Raw genomic sequence first — 19,325 nt, forward strand, 5'->3', positions numbered from 1 at the left:
ATCAGGTCGCAGCCACGATCCGCGACCCGCGTCGCACTATGGTCGTGCCGTGGACCTCCCCGTGATGCCGCCGGTGCAGCCGATGCTCGCCAAGAGCGTGAGTGGCGTGCCCGACCCCGCGAAGCACGGAGGCCTGAGCTTCGAGCCGAAGTGGGACGGCTTCCGCTGCCTGGTCTTCAAGGACGGCGACGAGGTCGAGCTCGCCAGCCGCAACACCAAGCCGCTGACGCGCTACTTCCCCGAGGTCGTCGAAGCCTGCCGGCGCCAGCTGCCCGACCGGGTCGTGCTCGACGGCGAGGTGTTCGTCGGGCTGCAGGGCCCGGACGGCTGGCGGCTGGAGTTCGAGACGCTGCAGGAGCGGATCCACCCCGCCGCGAGCCGCGTCGACAAGCTGTCGGTCGAGACGCCCGCCGGCTTCGTGGCCTTCGACCTGCTCGCCCTGGGCGACGAGTCCTACGTCGACCGGCCGTTCGCGGAGCGCCGGGCCGCGCTGGTCGACGCGCTCGCCGACCTCGACGGCACCGGCCCGTGCTTCCTGACCCGCACCACCGAGGACCCGGCCGAGGCCGAGAGGTGGTTCTCCGAGTTCGAGGGCGCCGGGCTCGACGGCGTGGTCGCCAAGCCGCTCGGGGCGGCGTACGAGCCGAACAAGCGCACCATGCTCAAGATCAAGCACGAGCGCACCGCCGACGTGGTGCTCGCGGGCTATCGCGAGCACAAGACCTCCACCCCCGACGAGCCGCTGATCGGCTCGCTGCTCCTCGGGTTGTACGACGACGACGGCGAGCTGCAGCACATCGGTGTCTCGGCCAGCTTCACCGCCGCGCGCCGCGCCGAGCTGTGGCACGAGCTGCAGCCGCTGGTCTGCGACATCGCCGACCACCCGTGGGGCCGCTGGCAGGAGTTCCTCACCGCCAACCCCGACCGGGTGCCCGGCACCCAGAGCCGCTGGAGCGCGGGCAAGGACCTCGGGTTCACCGCGCTGCGCCCGGAGCGGGTGCTCGAGGTGAAGTACGACCACATGGAGGGCCGGCGCTTCCGCCACACCGCCCACTTCAAGCGCTGGCGCGACGACCGCGCTCCCGAGAGCTGCGGATACGGTCAGCTCGAGGAGCCCGCCGGCTACGACCTGACACGGATCCTGAGCACCGACACCGCACGGACATCGACACCCGGAGGCGCACGATGAGCGAGACCAACGACAGCATCCACGACGGACAGGGCACCTACGACGTGGTGCTGCTCGTCGAGCAGGCGCTCAGCGCCGCCGACGCCGCCCAGGTGCGCTCCCTGCACGAGGAGATCGAGGACGAGGTCGTCTACCACGTGCTGCTCCCGCTCGAGGACGCCGCGGCCCGGGTGGAGGCCTCGCTCGGCACCCTCGGCGCCGGCGACCTGATGGCCGCGCCCGCGCTGGCGATGAACGACGTCGACCTCGAGGCGCTGCGCCGCGAGTGCGAGGAGCACTCCACCAGCGACCTCGCCACCACGCTCGCGGCCCTCGAGGGCGCCGGCGGCACGGCGCGCGGCCTCGTGACCTCCGAGCCGCCCGTCGACGCGCTGGCCGCGATGGTCTCCCAGGTCGACGCGCGCGAGGCGATCATCCTCACCCGCCCCCACGTCGTCGCGGAGCTCTTCCACCTCGACTGGACCTCCCGCGCCCGCCGCAAGCTCGGCGTCCCGGTCCTGCACCTCATCGAGCACGAGAACTTCGACGAGCAGGCCTCCGGCAAGGGCGAGGGCGTCACCGGCCTCTGACGACCCGGCGAGCGGACACTTCCTCGCGCTGCAACCCGGCGAGCGGACACTTCCTCGCGCTGCAACCCAGCGAGCGGGCACTTCCTCGCGCTGCAACCCAGCGAGCGGGCACTTCCTCGCGCTGCAACCCGGCGAGCGGGCACTTCCTCGCGCTGCAACCCGGCGAGCGGGCACTTCCTCGCGCTGCAACCCGGCGAGCGGGCACTTCCTCGCGCTGCAACCCGGCGAGCGGGCACTTCCTCGCGCTGCAACCCGGCGAGCGGGCACTTCCTCGCGCTGCAACCCGGCGAGCGGGCACTTCCTCGCGCTGCAACCCGGCGAGCGGGCACTTCCTCGCGCTGCAACCCAGCGCGAGGAAGTGCCCGGTCAACGCCCGCCAGCGCGAGGAAGTGCCCGGTCAACGCCCGCCAGCGCGAGGAAGTGCCCGGTCAGCGGCGGGTGAGGCGGCGTACGACGGCGCGGCGCAGGATGCCGGCGGCCTCGCGGCCGCCGACGGTGGGGGCCGCGGGGGTGCGCCGCGCCTGCTCGAGGTCGCGGCGCAGCTGCTGGACGGTGGCACGCTGGGCGTCGCGCGCCTCGCGGGCGGCGAGGGTGGACTCGGCCTTGGTGTGGTCGAAGGTGAGCGCGACGGCGTCGGCGTAGCGGGAGTTGTAGTCCTCGTGGATCCGGTCGAGCGCCATGAGGGTGTCGCGGTCCTTCGGCGAGGTCGTGAGCACGCCGAGCAGCCGCCAGACCTCCTCGGCCATCTCGCGCAGCCAGTCAGGGGTGCGAACATCGTCCCAGGTGAGCTGCGACTTGCGCATCGACGGCTCGATGAAGTCGTCGACCGCGTGGTGCTCCGTGGAGGTGAGGTCGGTGTTCAGCTCGATCTCGAGCTGCTCCTGGACCGGGGCCAGGGCGGCACGCCAGTCGGACAGCAGGTCGACGTACCGCACGAACGAGCGCTTGTAACCGCGCCCGGCCTGCTCGGTCAGCAGCGCGGCGTGCACCCAGCCGGCGACGTTGGAGGTCTCCTTGGTGAGCCGCAGCTCCTCGGACTGGCTGGAGAGGTACGCGATGTCGCGCGAGCCGACGACCTCGGCGGGGTGCCGCAGCGCGGTGAGCCAGCGCAGGTCGATGTCGAGGTCGTGGCTGGCGAGCTCCCAGGCGTGGGCGAACCAGAAGGCGTGCGGGTCCTTGACGACGATCTGCGCGTCGCCGCGCTCGGGCGCCTCGAGCTGCCCGGCGAGCCACTCGCGCAGCTCGGCGGTCGGCTCGCCGGAGGCGAGGTAGTCGGCGACGAGCCCGACCGCGGCGGGCCGGCTGTCGATGTTGAACAGCGCGAGCTCGCGCAGGTGGCGCTTGTGGAAGTCGATGACCCACTGCGGCTCGTAGAACCCGCGCGGGTTGGTCTCCGACGCCTCGACCTCCGGCTGCGGGACGTGCAGCCCGAGCCGCTTCAGGGTGCCGGCGAGCGAGCTGGTGCCGCTGCGGCCGGACCCGGACACGAGGACGAGCGGGGTGGAGGTCGTCGGCATGCGGGTCACCCTATCCGCCGCGTGCCGGGCCCTAGGATCGTGCCGACCGGCTCGGCGAGCACAGCAGTGGGACAGGACTGAGGACACGTGGCACTGACCGACCGACTGGGGCGCAAGGTGCGCTCCGCGATGCGCCGGACCCGCCGCGACGGCCCGCTCGACATCGTCTTCGTGCTCTTCAACGCCGACGGGATGGGCGGCACCGCCCGCTCCGGCATCGAGCAGGCCAACGCGCTGCTCGGCCTCGGCGAGGGCCACCGGGTGCGGATCCTCAGCGTGACCCGCAGCGGCGCGACCACCCACTACCGCCTCGCCGACGGCCTCGAGGTCACCTACCTGGTCGACGTACGCGGCGAGCGCCCCGCCGCGGTGTCCGGCCGCCACCCCGCCGACCTGGCCGAGCGCGAGTCCGTGATCGTGCCGCGCAGCTGGGACGCGCTCTTCAACGGCCTCACCGACGCGACCCTGCGCGAGGCGCTCGGCGGCATCGACGCCGACGTGCTCGTCACCACCACACCCGAGCTGCTCGCCGTCGTCGCCCAGCTCGCGCCGCCCGGGGCCGCGCTGGTGCACCAGGAGCACCGCGCCTCCTCCAGCCGGGTCAACGACCTCGGCGCGCTGCTGCAGTTCGCGCCGCGCGCCGACGTCGTGGTGTCGCTGACCGAGTCGATGTCGCGCTGGCTCGCCGGTCGCCTCGGTGGCGCCGCGCCCGAGCTGCAGGTCATCCCCAACCCGCTGCCCTCCCACGCGCAGCCGCGCTCGCCGCTGGACCAGAAGACCTTCGTGACCGCCGGCCGGCTGGCCCCGGAGAAGCAGTTCGAGCACGTCGTCGACGCCTTCTGGCGCATCCACGAGGACCTGCCCGGCTGGACGCTGCGGATCTTCGGCGACGGCCCGCGCGCCGACAACCTCCGCGCCCAGGTCCGCAAGCTCGGGCTCGAGGACCGCGTCGAGCTCCCCGGCGCGGTCGACGACCTCGCCGCCGAGTGGGCGCGCGCGAGCGTCGCGGTGCTCGCCTCCCGCGGCGAGGGCTACCCGCTGGTGCTGCAGGAGGCGATGTCCGCGGGCGTCCCCGCGATCTCCTACGACTGCCCGTCGGGGCCGCGCGAGATCATCACCCACGACGTCGACGGGCTGCTGGTCCCACCCGCCTCCAAGGCTGCGCTCGCTGCCGCGATGCTCCGCGTGGCCACCGACGACGACCTGCGCGCCCGCCTCGGCGAGGCGGCGCTCACCCGCTCCGAGCGCTGGGACGGGCAGGCCCTCGCGCGCCGCTGGGTCGACACCTTCCGCACCGCCGTCGAGCGCCGACACGACCCGCTCGCGCCGCGCCGGGTGCTCCACGGCCTGCGCCCCGGCCCGCTCGGCGACCTGCCCGAGACCACCTCCGCCCGCGGGCTCACCCCCGCCGAGGCGCGTACGACGACCCTGGGGGTGCTGACCTCCGTCGCGGCGGCGACCGGTGACGGCTGGTTCGTCCTGCCCGCGCGCGGCCTCGACCCGCACCCGGTGGTCGTCGTGCCGTCGTCACGCCGCGAGGCGTTCCTGGCCGCGCTCGCGCAGGCCGACGTGCCCGACTGGCTGTCGGTGCGCGACCCGGCCGAGCGCGGCTGGCCCGAGCGCCGCGGCACGATCGCCGCGATGACCGACGAGCTCTCCCGCACCCGCACCGCGTCGTTCTTCCTCGAGCCGTGGCCGATGCGCGGCGGCCACGGCGGGCTGCTGGGCGAGGGCGTCGAGGTCGGCATGCAGCTCTGGGAGGAGACGCCCGAGGGCGACCTGCTGGCGCCGGGGCTGAACCGCTACGGCGACCGGGTCCCGGCCGGCACGGCGCGCACCACGACCGTTGTCGACGGCCTGGACGTGCCGACGCTGGCCACGATGGCGCTGCCGACCGTCGACGACTGCCGCTTCGAGGTCGACGTCGTCTACACCTGGGTCGACGGGGACGACGAGGACTGGCTGGCCGCGCGCGACGAGCGGATCCGCAGCCTGGGCGGCACCCCCGACAAGCGCGCCAGCGGCGCCGCCCGCTACCGCAGCCGCGACGAGCTTCGCTACTCGATGCGCAGCATCAACCTCTTCGCGCCCTGGGTGCGCCGGATCCACCTCGTCACCGCCGGCCAGGTGCCGGACTGGCTCGACCGCCGGCACGACCGGATCCGGGTCGTCGACCACCGCGACATCCTCCCGGCGTCCGCGCTGCCGACCTTCAGCTCGCACGCGATCGAGACCGCGCTGCACCGCGTGCCGGACCTCGCCGACCACTTCGTCTACGTCAACGACGACGTCTTCCTCGGCCGCCCCCGGCGCAAGGAGCACTTCTTCACGCCGGGCGGGCAGTACGCCGCGTTCGTCGCCGACCACCGCGCCGTCGGCCTCCCCGGGACCGACGACCGCCCCTACCTGTCCGCCGCGCAGAACAACCGGCGTGTGCTGCAGGACGCGTTCGGGGTGGCGATCACCCAGACGATGATGCACAGCCCGCACCCCCAGCGGCGTACGACGCTGGAGGAGGTCGCGGCCCGCTTCGCCGCCGAGGTGGACGCGACGGCCCACGCGCCGTTCCGCTCCGCAGGCGACCTGTCGCTGCTGTCGTCGTTCGCGCAGAACTACGGGCTGGTCACCGGCCAGGCGTTCCGCGCCGGCGCGCACCACGGCTACGTCGACCTCGGCCACCAGCAGCTGCCGGTGCAGCTGCGCTCGATGCTCAAGCGCGACCGCGACTTCTTCTGCGTGGCCGACAACCACGTCGCCGCGTTCGACGCCGAGCGCGCCGACCGGCTGCTGATGGACTTCCTGCGGGAGTACTTCCCCGTCGCTGCACCCTGGGAGCGGTAGCTCGTCGCTGGTCGAGGAGGTCGCGCAGCGACCGTCACGAGACCCGGCAGCTACCCGCTCACGTCGAGGTCGACCAGCCAGCCCGTGAAGTGCAGCCCCGACGGGTCACCGTGCAGGTCGAGCCACGTGTCGATCGCGTCGATCGACTCGAACCGTCCCGTGCCCGGCACGACGTGCAGCTCGCGCTGGTCCGCCGGCGGCGGGAGGGGCGCCATCCGGCAGACGACCGTGCGGATCCCCCGAACCGTGCCGGACACGCCGGGTGGCCGCTCCTCCTCGTGCCCCTCGTAGGTGCCCCACAGCCGGGCAGTGAGGTCTGGCCCGAGGAGCGGCTCCCAGAAGGGGTCGGCCCGGTCGACCGGGAGCACCGGCCACTCCACGCGGTCGCCGACGGCGAACTCCTCGCCGCAGCACTGGATGTGCCAGGACGCGACGTAGACCAGCCTGCTCACGTGCCCTCGACCCGGTTGCCGTCGGCGTCCCAGTGCGACTCGACCTTCTTCGACGGCTGCACGCGCGGCGGCTCGCCCGGCATCTTCGGGTGGTCGGGCGGGTAGTTGAGCTCGACCGGGTGCTCCTCCCACAGGTCGAGCAGCGGCTGGAGCGAGTGGTGGACGTCGTCGATCGTCGCCCACGGGTCGCCGTCGACGGCGAGCCGCGACGGCACCGAGAACAGGTTGAGGTGGTGCGGGTCGGTCAGGCCGGCGAGGTCGTCCCACGCCAGCGGCGTCGAGACCGGCGCCCCGGGGAGCGGTCGCAGCGAGTACGCCGACGCGATCGTCCGGTCGCGGGTGTTCTGGTTGAAGTCGACGAAGATCCGCTCGCCGCGCTCCTCCTTCCACCACGCGGTCGTGACGCCGTCGTCGCGCTTCTCCAGCTCGCGGCCGAACGCGATCGCCGCGTGCCGCACCTCGCCGAAGTCCCAGCGCGGCTCGATCCGGACGTAGACGTGGATGCCGCGGTTGCCGGAGGTCTTCGCGAAGCCGGTCATCCCGAGGTCGGCGAGCAGCTCGCGCGCCACGCCCGCGACGCGTACGGCGTCGGCGAAGGTCGTGCCGGGCTGCGGGTCGAGGTCGATGCGCAGCTCGTCGGGGTGGTCGACGTCGGAGCGTCGCACCGGCCAGGGGTGGAAGGTCAGCGTGCCCATCTGCGCGCACCACACCGGCACCGCGATCTCGGTCGGGCAGATCTCCTCGGCGGTCCGTCCGGACGGGAAGGTGATCTGCACCGACTCGAGGTAGTCGGGCGCGCCCTTCGGCACCCGCTTCTGGTAGAACGCGTCGGCGTCGCGGTCCTGCGGGCCGGTCGCCAGCTTCATGCCGGGGCGTACGCCCGAGGTCCACCGCTCCAGCGCGGTCGGCCGGTCGCGGAGCGCCCGCATCAGGCCCTCCTCGACGCTGGTGACGTACTCCGCCACCATCAGCTTCGTGACCGCGGGCGTCGTGTCCGTCGCCTCGTAGATGACCCGGTCGGGGGACGAGATCCTGACCTCGCGCTCCCCCGCCCGGACGTACGCCTCCGACGTCTTCGCCATGTCGTGAGCCTAGTCGGGAACGACGGAGTCGTGCCCGGCGTGGCGAGGGAGGTCGAGCAAGCGCGCGCCCGAGCCTGCGAGGGCGCGACCGCGCGTCGAGGCACCGACCCTCGTCGCGGATCAGCCGCCGACGCGGACCACGAGCTTGCCGAAGTTCTCCCCGCGCAGCATCCCGGCGAAGGCGGCGGGCGCGTTCTCCAGGCCGTCGACGACGTCCTCGCGGTAGCGGACCTTGCCCTCGGCGACCCACTGGCCCATGTCGCGCACGAAGTCGCGCCCGTGGGACTTCTGGAACTCGCTCTGGATGAAGCCGCGCACGGTGAGGCTCTGCGACAGCACCTGGCCCATCAGGCCGGGCATCCGGTCCGGGCCCTCGGGCTGGCCGACGGCATTGTAGTTGGCGACCAGGCCGCAGACCGGGATCCGGGCGTAGGTGTTGAACCGGCGGCGCACGGCGTCGAAGACCGGGCCGCCGACGTTCTCGAAGTAGACGTCGATCCCGTCCGGCGTGGCCTCGGCGAGCTGGTCGCGGAAGTCGGGGCTGCGGTGGTCGAGGGCGGCGTCGAAGCCGAACTCCTCGGTGAGCGCGCGCACCTTCTCGGGACCGCCGGCGATGCCGACCGACCGGGCGCCCTTGAGGTTCGCGATCTGGCCGACCGCGCTGCCGACCGGGCCGGTGGCCGCGGCGACGACGACGGTCTCGCCCTCCTGCGGCTTGCCGATCTCGAGGAGCCCGGCGTACGCCGTGAAGCCGGGCATGCCGAGCACGCCGAGCGCGGTGGTCACCGGCGCGACCGTCGGGTCGAGCTTGCGGACCTGGCTGCCGTCGACGACCGCGGCGCTCTGCCAGCCCGAGTAGGACAGGACGAAGTCGCCCGGCTCGAGGCCCTCGAAGCGCGACTCGACGACCTCGCCGACGGTGCCGCCGACCATCACGTCGCCGACCTCGACGGGCGCGGCGTAGGACTTGGCGGTGCTCAGCCGACCGCGCATGTAGGGGTCGAGGGAGAGGTACCGGATCGCGAGCGCGACCTGGCCGTCCTGCAGCTCGGGCAGGGTCTCGGTCGTGGTGCTGAACGTGGTGTCGTCGGGCTCGCCCTCGGGACGCCGGGCGAGGCGGAGCTGGGTGCTTTCCATGCCCTCCAGAGTGCCAGCCGCCCGAGGGCCGGCAGCCACCGGGCGACTAGTCTGGAGCCATGGCCTACGACGTTCAGAAGACCGACGAGGAGTGGCGCGAGCAGCTCAGCCCCGAGGAGTACGCCGTGCTCCGCCAGGCCGGCACCGAGCGCGCCTTCACCGGCGAGTACACCGACACCGAGACCGAGGGCACGTACTCGTGCAAGGCCTGCGGGTCGGAGCTGTTCACCAGCGACACCAAGTTCCACTCGGGCTGCGGCTGGCCGAGCTTCTACCAGCCGATGACCGACACCGTGGAGTACATCGAGGACACCTCCCACGGCATGAAGCGCGTCGAGGTGCGCTGCGCGAGCTGCGGCTCGCACCTGGGCCACGTGTTCCCCGACGGCTTCGGCACGCCCACCGGCGACCGCTACTGCATCAACTCGATCAGCATCACGCTCAACGAGAAGAAGTGAGGTACCTGAGGACGAAATGGTGGGCAGATCGGTCGATCCACCCACCATTTCGTCCTCAGGTAGCCGACCTCAGGAGACCGGCGTCAGCGCCGAGGTGACCTGGACCAGCCCCTCGCCGTAGGTGGCGTCGGCCCACTCCTGGATCGACCCGTCGTCGAAGACGACGCGCGCGTCGAGGGAGTCCGGCGCGGACGAGCCGCTGGTCAGCAGCCGGTCGCCGAGGGCCTGCTGCAGCGCGGTGTTGACCTCGGTGAGGTCGGCGTCGGTCCTCTCGACGGTGGTGACGCACAGGAGGCCGCCCCACGTCTCGCGCAGCGTCTCCTCGGCGGCCTCCGCGTCCCCGGTGACGGCGACGCTGATCGTGCCGTTGCTGAGCCAGGCGGTGGAGTACGTCGGGAGGGCGGAGGCGGCCTGCAGGGTCGCGTCCATGTCCTCGGGCGTCGCCATCGCCCGGTCGGTGGCCTCGGCGTCATCGCACGCCGGCTCCAGGCCGCCCGCCTCCGGCTCGGCCATCGTGTCGTAGAGCGCGGCCGGGATCGCGTCGGTGACGGTGAACGTCGAGCCGTCGAAGGTGCCGGTGAGGGCGTACTGCCCCCAGGTCACGCCGGCGGCCTTCTCGGCGCCGACGTCGCCCCACTCGAAGTCCTCGACCGCGGGGCCCCCGCACTGCGGCGGGTACGACTCGGCGACGGCGCCGAGGCAGAGCTGGGGGCCGCTGCCGTTGTCGAGCACCGTCACCAGCTCGGTCTGGACGGGGCCGTCGGGCACCGGGTCCGGCGCGGCCCCGCCCGAGGCGGAAGCCGACGGCTCCCCGTCGGCTGCGGGATCGACCGCGCGCGTGCCCTGCTCGGTGGAGCAGGCCGACAGGGCGAGCGTCGCGGTCACGGCCAGGGTCAGCAGGGGTGTCCTCATGCCTCTGGGACGTTACCCGCCGGAGACGGGTTCCGCGCCGGGACAGGCCACGGGCAGGTGCGCGTCGCGCCACGCGGCGAACCCCCCGACCACGTCGGTCGCGTCGAGGCCCAGGCTGCGCAGGGAGTCGGCCGCGAGGCTGGAGGTGTAGCCCTCCTGGCACAGCACCAGCACGCGCGCGTCGTGGGACGCCTCGGGCAGCCGCGCGTCCGAGCGCGGGTCGAGGCGCCACTCGAGCACGTTGCGCTCCACGACCAGCACACCCACGGCCGGGTGCACCTCGCCCTCGACGGCCCGCTGGCCGGCGGGGCGGATGTCGACGAGGAGAGCGCCGTGCAGCGCCTCGCGGTAGGCGGTCTCGGCGTCGACGCGGACCAGCCGCGACCGGGCGTCGGCGAGCATCGCGTCGATGCCGTCGTGCCGGGCGCGCGGCAGCCGGGTCGCGGTCACCAGACCTCCCCGCGCTTCTCGACGCTCGTGACCTGCAGCCGTCCGCGGACCACCTCGTAGCGGGTCATCGCGTCGAGCGACGGCGCGTAGGCGTGCAGCGAGACGGCCGTGACGTCGCCGGTGCCGACGACGTCGTGGATGTGGTTGCCGCCGAACTCCCGCACGACGTGGGGGCCCAGCGTCGTGGCCGTCGCGACCCCGGTCCAGACGTACTCGGTGAGCGAGCCGCGCAGGACGACGAACGCGCCGCTCGCGGCGCCGTGGTCGTGCCAGCCGGTGCTGGTGCCGGGCGGCCACGTGATCAGCCAGAGGTCGGCGCCGCCGACCTGGCCGACGCGCTCCCAGGTGCGCTCGGTGACGTCGAGGTCCACCCCGGCCAGCGGGTCGACCTCGGCGAGGTGGTGGGCGAGGGCGGCACGGGCGGTGCGCGACGACGCCCCCGCGCCCCCGCGGAGCGGGGTCGGAGCCGTGCCGCGCAGGCGGGGCCGGGCGTGCAGGCGGGCGCGGGTGGTGGGGAAGGTGGCGGACACGGTGACCTCCTGTAGAACAATGTCGAGTGACTTACTCTACATTGATCCGACGCCACGGCGCGCCGTTCCGGCTCGTGTCGCAGCGAGCGGGCCGGGCGGCCGGGTCAGCCCCGGCGGGTCAGGGCTGGCGGGTCAGGGCAGCCGGGCGAGCAGCTCGGCCGGGGTGACGCGGGAGCCGGTGTAGAACGGCACCTCCTCGCGCACGTGGCGCCGGGCCGTGGAGGCGCGCAGGTCGCGCATCAGGTCGACGATGCGGTGCAGCTCGTCGGCCTCGAAGGCGAGCATCCACTCGTAGTCGCCGAGGGCGAACGAGGCGACCGTGTTGGCGCGGACGTCGGCGTAGCCGCGGGCCATCTGGCCGTGCTCGGCGAGCATGGCGCGACGCTCGGAGTCCTCGAGGAGGTACCACTCGTAGGAGCGGACGAACGGGTAGACGCAGACGTGGGCGCGCGGCTCCTCGTCGGCGAGGAAGGCCGGGATGTGCGACTTGTTGAACTCGGCCGGGCGGTGGAGCGCCATCTGCGACCACACCGGCTCGAGGCGACGGCCGAACGCGGTGCGCCGGAAGGCGTTGTAGGCCCCCTGGAGCTGCTCGGAGTCGGCGGCGTGCCACCACACCATCAGGTCGGCGTCGGCGCGCAGGCCGCTGACGTCGTAGAGGCCGCGGACCTTGACGTCCTGCTCGGCGAGCACCTCGAGGAGGGCCTCCACGTCGGTGGCCTCGGCCTCGCGGTCGGCGTCGCCGAGGACGTCGCGCAGCTTGAAGACCGACCACATCGCGTAGCGGATGGTGTCGTTGAGCTCGCGCGTGCGCGCGGCGTTGGTCTTCTCGGGGTGCGACTCGGTGCTCATGACCTCATTCTGCCCGGGTGACCGAGGCCACAGCGCGGCGGGCCGAGCCGATCACCGCAGGGATGCCGACGCCGTCGTAGGTCGCGCCGCACACGGCCAGCCCGGGCTGGTCGGCCACGGCGGCGCGGACCCGCGCGACGAGGTCGAGGTGGCCGACGGCGTACTGCGGGAGCGAGCCGCCCCAGCGCTGCACGTGGGTGTCGACCGGGCGGGCGGTGATGCCGGCGATCGCGTCGAGGTCGGCCAGCGAGACCCGGACGAGGGCGTCGTCGTCGGCCTGCAGGGTCGCCTCCTCGCGGTGCCGGCCGAGGGAGGTGCGGAGGAAGACCAGGTCGGGGTCGAGCTCGCGCACCCAGTCCCACTTGCCGAAGGAGAAGGTGGTGGCCTTGATGGTCCGCCGCTCGACCGGCGGCACCAGCACTCCGGAGCGGTCGAAGAGCTCCTCCGGGACGTCCGCGGCGCGGAAGGCCAGCGTCACCACGGCGACGCTGGCGGCCTCCACCGTCGCCAGCCCGGCGGCCGCGTCGGGCACGGCGTCGGCGAGCAGCCGGGCGGCGGGCGCGGCCGGGGTGGCGAGCACGACCGCGTCCGCCTCGACCGTCTCGGCGGCGGTCGTCGGGCCGACGGTGAGCGCCCAGCCCGAGGGCGTACGCCGCAGCGCGCGCACGGTCGCGGACGTCCGGACCTCGAAGCCACCGCCGTCGACGAGCAGGCCGGGCAGGCGGCCCATCCCGCCGGGCAGCGTCGCGAAGACCGGCCCGGTGGCGAGCGGCACCGCGGCGGCCTGCTCGAGCAGGCTCCCCCGCCGCGCCATCGCCAGCAGCTGCGGCACCGCGGCGGCTGCGGAGATCCGGCGGGCGTGGCCGGCGTAGACCCCGCCGAGCAGGGGCTCGACGAGGCGGTCGACGAGCTCGTCGCCGAGGCGGGCGGCCACCAGGTCGCCGACCGAGACGTCGGCGTCGAAGGCGACGGCGGTCTCGTCCGTCGCCCGGGCCACCCCCTCGGGGCTGAGCACCCCGCTGGCGGCGAGCTGGTCGAGGTCGAACGGCACGCCCATCAGCGAGCGCGGCATCGCCCGGACCACCCCGCGCGAGAGCACCCCCGACGTGGCCGGCGTGGGGTGGACCAGCCCGGCGCCGAGCCCGGCCGCGAGCGCGAGGCCCTCGGGCCGGCGGGCGATCATCGCCTCGGCGCCGACGTCGACGGTCTGCCCGGCGACCTCCGCGCCGCGCAGCTTGCCGCCCAGGACGGGCGACCCCTCGAGCAGCAGCACGTCGCGCCCGCTCGCGGCGAGGTCGCGAGCGGCGACCAGGCCGGCGACCCCGCCACCGACGACGACCACGTCACGCTTCACACCACCACCCTGCCAGACGGTCCGCCCGGGACCGGGGGCGCTCTAGGCTGCAGGTGTGGACCCCAACGTGACCTCGGACCGGATCGCCGTGCTGATCGACGCCGACAACGCCAGCCACCGCCAGCTGCAGGCGGTCCTCGGCGAGGTCGCGAAGTACGGCAACCCCACCATCAAGCGGGTCTACGGCGACTGGACCAGCGACCGGCTGAGCAACTGGGCGCCCAAGCTCAACAGCCTCGGCCTGCGCGCGGTGCACCAGAACGCGTTCACCAAGGGCAAGAACTCCACCGACATGGCGCTGGTCATCGACGCGATGGACCTGCTCTACGACGGCAACGTCGAGTCGTTCGCGCTGGTCACCAGCGACAGCGACTTCACCGCGCTCACGCACCGGCTGCGCGAGTCGGGCAAGGCGGTCTACGTCCTCGGCACCCAGAAGGCACCGACCTCGCTGCGCAACGCGTGCGACAAGTTCATCGACCTCGACGTCCTCGCCGACACCGACGACGACAGCGGCGAGGTCGACGGCGACGAGTCCCCCGACAGCGCCCCGGCGATCAACCTGCAGAGCGCCCTCACCCGCGCGCTCAACGCCGTGTCCGACGACGACGGGTGGGCCAGCCTGCCCAGCCTCGGCAACCAGCTGGTCCGCACCCACCCGTCCTTCGACCCGCGCGCCTTCGCCGGCGCGGGCGCCCGGCTGAGCACGCTGGTGGTCGAGCAGGGATACCTCGAGACCTCCGGCGCCGGCAACGCGATGCGCGTACGCCTCAAGGGCGCGCCGGTCGCGCGGAAGGCGGTGGCGCGGAAGGCGGCTGACAAGGCTCCGGAGAAGGTCGCGGAGAAGGCCGCGGAGAAGGCACCGGACCAGGCCGTGGAGCCCGCTCCGACGGGCGGCGCCGAGCCGGCACCGGCGACGAAGACCTCCACCCGCAAGCGGACCGCGAAGAAGCAGGCGGCGCCCCAGCGGGCCGGGTCGGCGAAGCAGGCCGAACCGGAGCAGGCCGAGCCGGAGCAGGCCGAGCCGGAGCAGGCCGAGCCGACGTCCACCGCGAAGAAGGCCGCGACGAAGAAGACCTCGTCGCGTCGGACGGCACGCAAGACGACGAAGACGCCGGCGAAGACCGCGGCGAAGGCCGAGCCGCAGCCGGTGCAGCCGCCCGCGGAGGAGAAGCCCGTGGTGCGGGTGACGACCCGGACCCGCTCCGGGCGTCCGGTGACCCCGGCGGGCGGCACTCCCACGGCCTGAGCCGCGTCACGGTTCGGTCACGACCGGAACCCCGGCGGTCGTCGGGGCCGTCGGAGGGCCATGACGACCGCCCACCTGCTCCGCTCGCGCACCGCCGGCCTCGTGGCCGCGCTCTCCATGACGGCGCTGCTCGCCGCCTGCTCCTCCCCCGGCGACGACAACGGCGACTCCGCCTCGGCCGGCGACGGCGGCGGGGCCGTCTCGTCCCTGCCCGAGGGGACGGCCGACTCCCCGGGGGGCGGGGCGGGTGCCGCCGGCAGCAAGGCGGGCGCCGCCGACCGGGACGGTGCCGGTGGGGCCGGGCCGACCACCGCGGCGATGGAGCGCTCGGTGGTCTCGAGCGGGTCGGTGTCGCTGACCAGCAAGGACGTCGCGACCGCGCGCCAGGACGTGCAGCGGGTGGTGGACGCGCAGGGCGGTGACGTCACCGAGGAGGAGACCACGACCGCCGACGACGGCGCGGCCTCCTACGCCCGCCTGGTGGTGCGGGTGCCGAGCGCGAAGTTCGGGGCGACCATGGAGGCGCTCGAGCAGGTGGCGACCTTCCGCTCGTCGAGCCGCGGCTCCGACGACGTGACCACCGAGGTGATCGACACCGGTGCGCGGGTCCGGGCGCAGGAGGCCAGCCTGGAGCGGGTCGAGCTGCTGCTGGCGGACGCGCGCGACCTCAAGGACGTGATCTGGATCGAGTCGCAGCTGACGTCCCGGCAGGCCGAGCTCGACTCGCTCAAGTCGCAGCAGGCCTGGCTGCGCGACCAGACCTCCCTGTCCACGATCACCGTCGACATCACCGTCCCGGAGGACCGGGCGGAGGAGCCTGACGGCCCGGACGAGCCGGCCGGCTTCCTCGCCGGGCTGCGCGGCGGGACGGGTGCGCTCGGGGCGACGGCCACGGTGCTGGCGACCGTCGTCGGCGCGCTGCTCCCCTTCGCGGTCGTGGTCGGCGTGCTCGGCGTGCCGCTGTGGTTGGTCGTCCGCCGCCGCCGGGCCGGACGCCCGGGGCCCGCCCCCGCCGAGTCGGCGTAGACGCGCAGGCATTGGTCTCACCGGCCGGCCGCTCCACCCGTGGAGCGGCCGGCGTCCGGCGACCAATGCCTGCGTGTCTCCGCGTCAGGCGGAGACGGGCTCCCGCTCGTGGGCCGGCGCGGCGTCGAGCGCCTCGCGGTCCAGGCTCCGGCCCCGGGTCTCGGGCAGGAAGCGGGCGCAGACCAGCGAGAGCGCGGCGACCGCGACGTTGTAGCCCGCGACCCACCACAGCGTCCCGCCGCCGCGGGTCACCAGCCACGCGGCGATCAGCGGCGTGAGCCCCGAGGCGAGGATGCCCGAGACCTGGTAGAGCGTGCTGAGCGCGGTGTAGCGGTAGCGGGTGTCGAACAGCTCGGACCAGAACGCCGCGAGCGGGCCGTAGACGACGCCGTAGACGACGCCGAGCCCGACGACGAAGACCGCCGAGATGGCCCACCGGTTCTCGGTCTGGACGAGGTACGCCGCCGGGAAGGCGAACAGCAGCCCGATCCAGGCGCCGACCCGGTAGACCGGCTTGCGGCCGACCCGGTCGGACAGCGCGCCGGCGACCGGGACCAGCACGACGCCGAGCGCGGCGCCGACGATGATCGCGTCGAGCGCCCAGCTGCGCGGCAGCTCGAGGTTGGTCGCGACGTAGGCGAGCAGGTAGACCGAGAACAGGTTGAACGTGAAGCCCTCGATGAACCGGGTGCCCATGCCGAGCAGCAGCGGCCGCTTCTGCTCCGCGAGCAGGTCACGCAGCGGGAGCCGCGACACCTCCTTGCGCTCCTGCACCTTCGCGAACTCGGGCGTCTCCATCACCGACAGCCGGATGTAGGCGCCGATGCCGAGCAGCACGATGCTGACCAGGAAGCAGGCGCGCCAGCCCCAGGCGAGGAACGCCTCGTCGGGCAGCAGGCCGGCGATCGAGAAGGCGCCGGCCGCGAGGACCAGGCCGCCCGGCACGCCGATGTGGGCGAAGCTGCCGTAGAAGCCGCGGCGCTCGGCCGGGGCGTACTCGACGGCGAGCAGCACGGCGCCGCCGTACTCGCCTCCCACGCCGATGCCCTGCAGGACGCGCAGCACGACCAGCGCGATCGGCGCCCAGACGCCGATCTGGTCGTAGGTCGGGAGCAGGCCGATCAGGGCCGTGCCGACACCCATGATGACGAGCGTCAGGAGCAGCATCTGCTTGCGGCCGATCCGGTCACCGAAGTGGCCGAACACGATGCCGCCGACCGGGCGGGCGAGGAACCCGACGGCGAAGGTCGCGAAGGCGGCGAACTGCGCCGCCGGTCCGTCGAGGCCGTTGAAGTAGAGCTTGTCGAAGACGACGGCCGCGGCGGTGCCGTAGAGGAAGAAGTCGTACCACTCGATGGTGGCGCCGACCGCCGACGCGAGCGCCACCCGGCGCGGCGTCGGCGGTGCCTGCGCCGCGTGGGAGCCGGCGCTCACGCCGCGTGCTCGTCGTGCTTGGGCGCGACCTGTCCGTCGGCGCCGCGGTCGACCTCGGCGCCGTTGATGCGGCCGTCGAGGCGCGAGGGGTCGAGGTCGTCGCGGTGCAGCTTGGCGAAGGCGGACCGGTGGAACACCAGCGGGTGCTCGCCGTCGCCGGCGCCGACCTCGTGCACCTCGAGCAGGACGATCACGTGGTCGCCGGCGACGACCTCCTCGTGGATCGAGCAGTCGTAGGTCGCGACCGCCTCGTCGAGCAGGACCGCGCCGTTGCCGGTGACCTTGAACGGCAGGCCGTCGAAGCGCTGCTCGCGCGGTCCGGCGAGCTGGCGGCAGACGGCGTCGTGGTGGTCGGCGAGCACGCTGATGCCGAGATGGCCGGCCTCGCGCAGCGCGGGCCAGGTCGAGCTCGACGTGGCGATCGAGAACGACACCAGCGGCGGGTCGATGCTCACCGAGGTGAACGACGACGCCGCGATGCCGGTGAGCTGTCCCTTCACCGAGCCGGCCACGGCGACGACGCCGGACGGGAAGGCGCCGAAGGCGTCGCGCAGGGTGCGCTGGTCGAGGTGCGGGGCGGGTGTGGGCTGGAGGCTCATGCGTGGACCACCTCGTCGGTGTCGGTCGGAAGAGCGGGCAGGGACGGGGCAGCGGAGGCGAGCCACGCGTCGTACGCCGCGGGGTCGGCGTGCTCGGCGTCGAGGACGTAGAGCCCGCGGGTCGGCACGGAGGCACCGAGCTCGACGAGCACCTGGCGCAGCCCGTGCTCGGGGGCGAGCGAGTGGGCCGCGGAGGCGCCGAGCATCAGCGGCACGGCGGTCACCCCGGCCAGTCCCTCGTGCGGGAACCGGTCGAGGAACGCCTTGAGCAGCCCGGTGTAGGTCGCCTTGTAGGTCGGGCTGGCGACGACCACGACCCGGCTCGCCGCGACCTGCGCGACGAGGTCGGACACGGTCTCGGAGCCCCAGTCGAACAGCTCGCCCGCGTGGTCGGCGAGGTCGACCACCAGGTCCGCTCCCCCGAGGCGCTCGGCCAGCGTCAGCGCCGCCTCGTGGGTGCGCGAGCGGGGCTTGGGGTTGCCGACGACGACGGCGACGCCGCGGGGGCTCACGAGGCCGCCCGCTGCGCGCCGAAGGGCACCGAGGCCCGCGCGGTGACCGGCGCGGGGTTGGTCCACAGGCCGCGCTTCTCCAGGACCGGGAGCACGCCCTCGCCGAAGTGGTAGGCGCCCTCGAGGTGCGGGTAGGCGGAGAGGACGAACTCCTCGATGCCGACCGCGGCGTACTGCTCGACGAGGTCGGCGACCTCCTCGTGGCTGCCGACCATCGCGGTGCCGGCACCGCCGCGGACCAGGCCGACGCCGGCCCACAGGTTGGGGTGGATCTCGAGGCCGTCGCGGCTGCCGCCGTTGAGCGCGAGCATGTTCTGCTGGCCCACCGACTCCGAGCGCTGCAGGCCCTCCTGGACGCGACGGATGTCGTCGTCGGAGATCCCGGACAGCAGCCGGTCGGCCTCGGCCCAGGCCTCCTCGGAGGTGTCGCGGGTGATGGTGTGCAGGCGGATGCCGTAGGTGAGCTCGCGGCCCTCCTTCTCGGCGAGCTCGCGGATCCAGGCGATCTTCTTCGCGACCGCGGCCGGCGGCTCGCCCCAGGTGAGGTAGACGTCGGCGTGCTCCGCGGCCACCTTGCCGGCCGCCGGGGACGACCCGCCGAAGTAGATGCCCGGGATCGGGTCGGGCAGCTGCTGGAGCTTCGCCTTCTCCACGCGCAGGTGCTTGCCGGTGTAGGTGACCTCCTCGCCGGTCCAGAGCCGGCGCACGATGGTGAGGAACTCGCCGCAGCGCTCGTAGCGCCCGTCCTTGTCGAGGAAGTCGCCGTAGGCGCGCTGCTCGTGGGACTCGCCGCCGGTGACGACGTTGAGCAGCAGCCGGCCGCCCGAGAGGTTCTGGAAGGTCGCGGCCATCTGCGCGGCGAGCGTCGGCGAGGTCATCCCCGGGCGGAACGCGACGAGGAACTTCAGCCGCTCCGAGAGGGGGGCCAGCATGGCGGTGGTCAGCCACGCGTCCTCGCACCACGCACCGGTCGGCGTCAGCGCGGCCTCGAAGCCGAGCTGCTCGGCGCTGCGGGCGACCTGGCCGAGGTAGGGCACGTCCGCCGGGCGGCCGGCGGTGCCGTGCTCGACGCCGTGGCCGCCGCTGACGACGTGGCGACCGTCGCCGCCGTTGGTGGGCAGGAACCAGTGGAACTTCATGTGGATGTCTCTCCAGGGTGGGG

Annotated in this window: 19 protein-coding genes; 6 read left to right on the forward strand and 13 right to left on the reverse strand. The window is 73.7% G+C overall.

All coding sequences use genetic code 11. From position 1 onward, the window contains the following. The first annotated feature begins 49 nt into the window (after positions 1-49). A complete protein-coding gene (locus LN652_RS09095) occupies positions 50-1,189 on the forward strand; it encodes an ATP-dependent DNA ligase (RefSeq protein ID WP_230444344.1) in 1,140 nt (379 codons plus the stop codon). Continuing rightward, positions 1,186-1,758: a hypothetical protein gene (locus LN652_RS09100; protein WP_230444345.1), complete on the forward strand. Its 573-nt coding sequence runs from the start codon at positions 1,186-1,188 to the stop codon at positions 1,756-1,758. Before LN652_RS09095 ends, LN652_RS09100 begins: the two co-directional genes overlap by 4 nt. 428 nt (positions 1,759-2,186) lie before the next feature. Here LN652_RS09100 and LN652_RS09105 read toward each other — a convergent pair whose 3' ends face one another. Then, positions 2,187-3,275, reverse strand: a complete 1,089-nt coding sequence (locus LN652_RS09105) for a sulfotransferase family protein (RefSeq protein WP_230444346.1) — start codon at positions 3,273-3,275, stop codon at positions 2,187-2,189. 87 nt (positions 3,276-3,362) lie between these two features. Here LN652_RS09105 and LN652_RS09110 point away from each other — a divergent pair, with 87 nt between their 5' ends. Continuing rightward, positions 3,363-6,116 carry a stealth conserved region 3 domain-containing protein gene (locus tag LN652_RS09110; RefSeq protein ID WP_230444347.1) on the forward strand — a complete coding sequence of 918 codons (2,754 nt, stop codon included), beginning with the start codon at positions 3,363-3,365 and terminating at the stop codon, positions 6,114-6,116. Positions 6,117-6,166: 50 nt separating this feature from the next. On the opposite strand, the gene LN652_RS09115 is transcribed toward LN652_RS09110, so the two are convergent. From LN652_RS09115 to LN652_RS09125, 3 genes are all read right to left on the reverse strand, one after another. After that, positions 6,167-6,568 carry a DUF6578 domain-containing protein gene (locus LN652_RS09115; RefSeq protein WP_230444348.1) on the reverse strand — a complete coding sequence of 134 codons (402 nt, stop codon included), beginning with the start codon at positions 6,566-6,568 and terminating at the stop codon, positions 6,167-6,169. Next, positions 6,565-7,650, reverse strand: coding sequence for a DNA polymerase domain-containing protein (locus LN652_RS09120; RefSeq protein ID WP_230444349.1), 1,086 nt, complete (start codon positions 7,648-7,650; stop codon positions 6,565-6,567). The genes LN652_RS09115 and LN652_RS09120 overlap by 4 nt, the downstream gene beginning before the upstream one ends. 120 nt (positions 7,651-7,770) lie before the next feature. After that, positions 7,771-8,787: an NADP-dependent oxidoreductase gene (locus LN652_RS09125; RefSeq protein ID WP_230444350.1), complete on the reverse strand. Its 1,017-nt coding sequence runs from the start codon at positions 8,785-8,787 to the stop codon at positions 7,771-7,773. A gap of 59 nt (positions 8,788-8,846) precedes the next feature. Here LN652_RS09125 and msrB point away from each other — a divergent pair, with 59 nt between their 5' ends. Next, positions 8,847-9,245, forward strand: coding sequence for a peptide-methionine (R)-S-oxide reductase MsrB (msrB, locus tag LN652_RS09130; RefSeq protein ID WP_230444351.1), 399 nt, complete (start codon positions 8,847-8,849; stop codon positions 9,243-9,245). Positions 9,246-9,314: 69 nt separating this feature from the next. On the opposite strand, the gene LN652_RS09135 is transcribed toward msrB, so the two are convergent. The 5 genes from LN652_RS09135 to hemG all read right to left on the reverse strand — a co-directional run bounded on the left by LN652_RS09135 (position 9,315) and on the right by hemG (position 13,343). Further along, positions 9,315-10,157, reverse strand: a complete 843-nt coding sequence (locus LN652_RS09135) for a hypothetical protein (protein ID WP_230444352.1) — start codon at positions 10,155-10,157, stop codon at positions 9,315-9,317. 12 nt (positions 10,158-10,169) lie between these two features. Next, a complete protein-coding gene (locus tag LN652_RS09140) occupies positions 10,170-10,607 on the reverse strand; it encodes a rhodanese-like domain-containing protein (protein WP_230444353.1) in 438 nt (145 codons plus the stop codon). Then, the gene (locus tag LN652_RS09145) at positions 10,604-11,137 is read right to left on the reverse strand and encodes a cupin domain-containing protein (RefSeq protein WP_230444354.1); all 534 of its coding nucleotides are present in this window, start codon (positions 11,135-11,137) and stop codon (positions 10,604-10,606) included. The genes LN652_RS09140 and LN652_RS09145 overlap by 4 nt, the downstream gene beginning before the upstream one ends. A gap of 132 nt (positions 11,138-11,269) precedes the next feature. Then, positions 11,270-11,989 (reverse strand): hydrogen peroxide-dependent heme synthase, encoded by a 720-nt coding sequence (gene hemQ / locus LN652_RS09150; protein WP_230444355.1) that lies wholly within the window; start codon positions 11,987-11,989, stop codon positions 11,270-11,272. Between the two features lie 4 nt (positions 11,990-11,993). After that, on the reverse strand, positions 11,994-13,343 hold the full coding sequence (gene hemG, locus LN652_RS09155; protein ID WP_230444356.1) for a protoporphyrinogen oxidase: 1,350 nt from the start codon (positions 13,341-13,343) through the stop codon (positions 11,994-11,996). A 55-nt stretch (positions 13,344-13,398) separates the two neighbouring features. On the opposite strand from hemG, the gene LN652_RS09160 reads away from it, so the two are divergent. Then, positions 13,399-14,592, forward strand: a complete 1,194-nt coding sequence (locus LN652_RS09160) for an NYN domain-containing protein (protein ID WP_230444357.1) — start codon at positions 13,399-13,401, stop codon at positions 14,590-14,592. 60 nt (positions 14,593-14,652) lie between these two features. Continuing rightward, positions 14,653-15,618 carry a DUF4349 domain-containing protein gene (locus LN652_RS09165; protein ID WP_230444358.1) on the forward strand — a complete coding sequence of 322 codons (966 nt, stop codon included), beginning with the start codon at positions 14,653-14,655 and terminating at the stop codon, positions 15,616-15,618. 84 nt (positions 15,619-15,702) lie between these two features. On the opposite strand, the gene LN652_RS09170 is transcribed toward LN652_RS09165, so the two are convergent. The 4 genes from LN652_RS09170 to LN652_RS09185 are packed head-to-tail and all read right to left on the reverse strand — an operon-like array spanning position 15,703 to position 19,302. Next, positions 15,703-17,052, reverse strand: a complete 1,350-nt coding sequence (locus LN652_RS09170) for an MFS transporter (RefSeq protein WP_230444359.1) — start codon at positions 17,050-17,052, stop codon at positions 15,703-15,705. Next, on the reverse strand, positions 17,049-17,651 hold the full coding sequence (locus LN652_RS09175; protein WP_230444360.1) for a flavin reductase family protein: 603 nt from the start codon (positions 17,649-17,651) through the stop codon (positions 17,049-17,051). The genes LN652_RS09170 and LN652_RS09175 overlap by 4 nt, the downstream gene beginning before the upstream one ends. Next, a complete protein-coding gene (locus tag LN652_RS09180; RefSeq protein WP_230444361.1) occupies positions 17,648-18,163 on the reverse strand; it encodes an NADPH-dependent FMN reductase in 516 nt (171 codons plus the stop codon). Before LN652_RS09180 ends, LN652_RS09175 begins: the two co-directional genes overlap by 4 nt. Beyond that, positions 18,160-19,302: an LLM class flavin-dependent oxidoreductase gene (locus LN652_RS09185; RefSeq protein WP_230444362.1), complete on the reverse strand. Its 1,143-nt coding sequence runs from the start codon at positions 19,300-19,302 to the stop codon at positions 18,160-18,162. Before LN652_RS09185 ends, LN652_RS09180 begins: the two co-directional genes overlap by 4 nt. Between the last annotated feature and the right edge of the window lie 23 nt (positions 19,303-19,325).

Source organism: Nocardioides okcheonensis, assembly GCF_020991065.1.
Lineage (GTDB): Bacteria > Actinomycetota > Actinomycetes > Propionibacteriales > Nocardioidaceae > Nocardioides > Nocardioides okcheonensis.

Excerpts from the sequence above, each read along its gene's own strand:
- LN652_RS09120 (WP_230444349.1), bottom strand. The coding sequence starts at position 7,650 with ATGGCGAAGACGTCGGAGGCGTACGTCCGGGCGGGGGAGCGCGAGGTC.
- LN652_RS09105 (WP_230444346.1), bottom strand. The coding sequence starts at position 3,275 with ATGCCGACGACCTCCACCCCGCTCGTCCTCGTGTCCGGGTCCGGCCGC.
- LN652_RS09175 (WP_230444360.1), bottom strand. The coding sequence starts at position 17,651 with ATGAGCCTCCAGCCCACACCCGCCCCGCACCTCGACCAGCGCACCCTG.
- LN652_RS09185 (WP_230444362.1), bottom strand. The coding sequence starts at position 19,302 with ATGAAGTTCCACTGGTTCCTGCCCACCAACGGCGGCGACGGTCGCCAC.
- hemQ (WP_230444355.1), bottom strand. The coding sequence starts at position 11,989 with ATGAGCACCGAGTCGCACCCCGAGAAGACCAACGCCGCGCGCACGCGC.
- LN652_RS09125 (WP_230444350.1), bottom strand. The coding sequence starts at position 8,787 with ATGGAAAGCACCCAGCTCCGCCTCGCCCGGCGTCCCGAGGGCGAGCCC.
- LN652_RS09165 (WP_230444358.1), top strand. The coding sequence starts at position 14,653 with ATGACGACCGCCCACCTGCTCCGCTCGCGCACCGCCGGCCTCGTGGCC.
- LN652_RS09100 (WP_230444345.1), top strand. The coding sequence starts at position 1,186 with ATGAGCGAGACCAACGACAGCATCCACGACGGACAGGGCACCTACGAC.
- msrB (WP_230444351.1), top strand. The coding sequence starts at position 8,847 with ATGGCCTACGACGTTCAGAAGACCGACGAGGAGTGGCGCGAGCAGCTC.
- LN652_RS09135 (WP_230444352.1), bottom strand. The coding sequence starts at position 10,157 with ATGAGGACACCCCTGCTGACCCTGGCCGTGACCGCGACGCTCGCCCTG.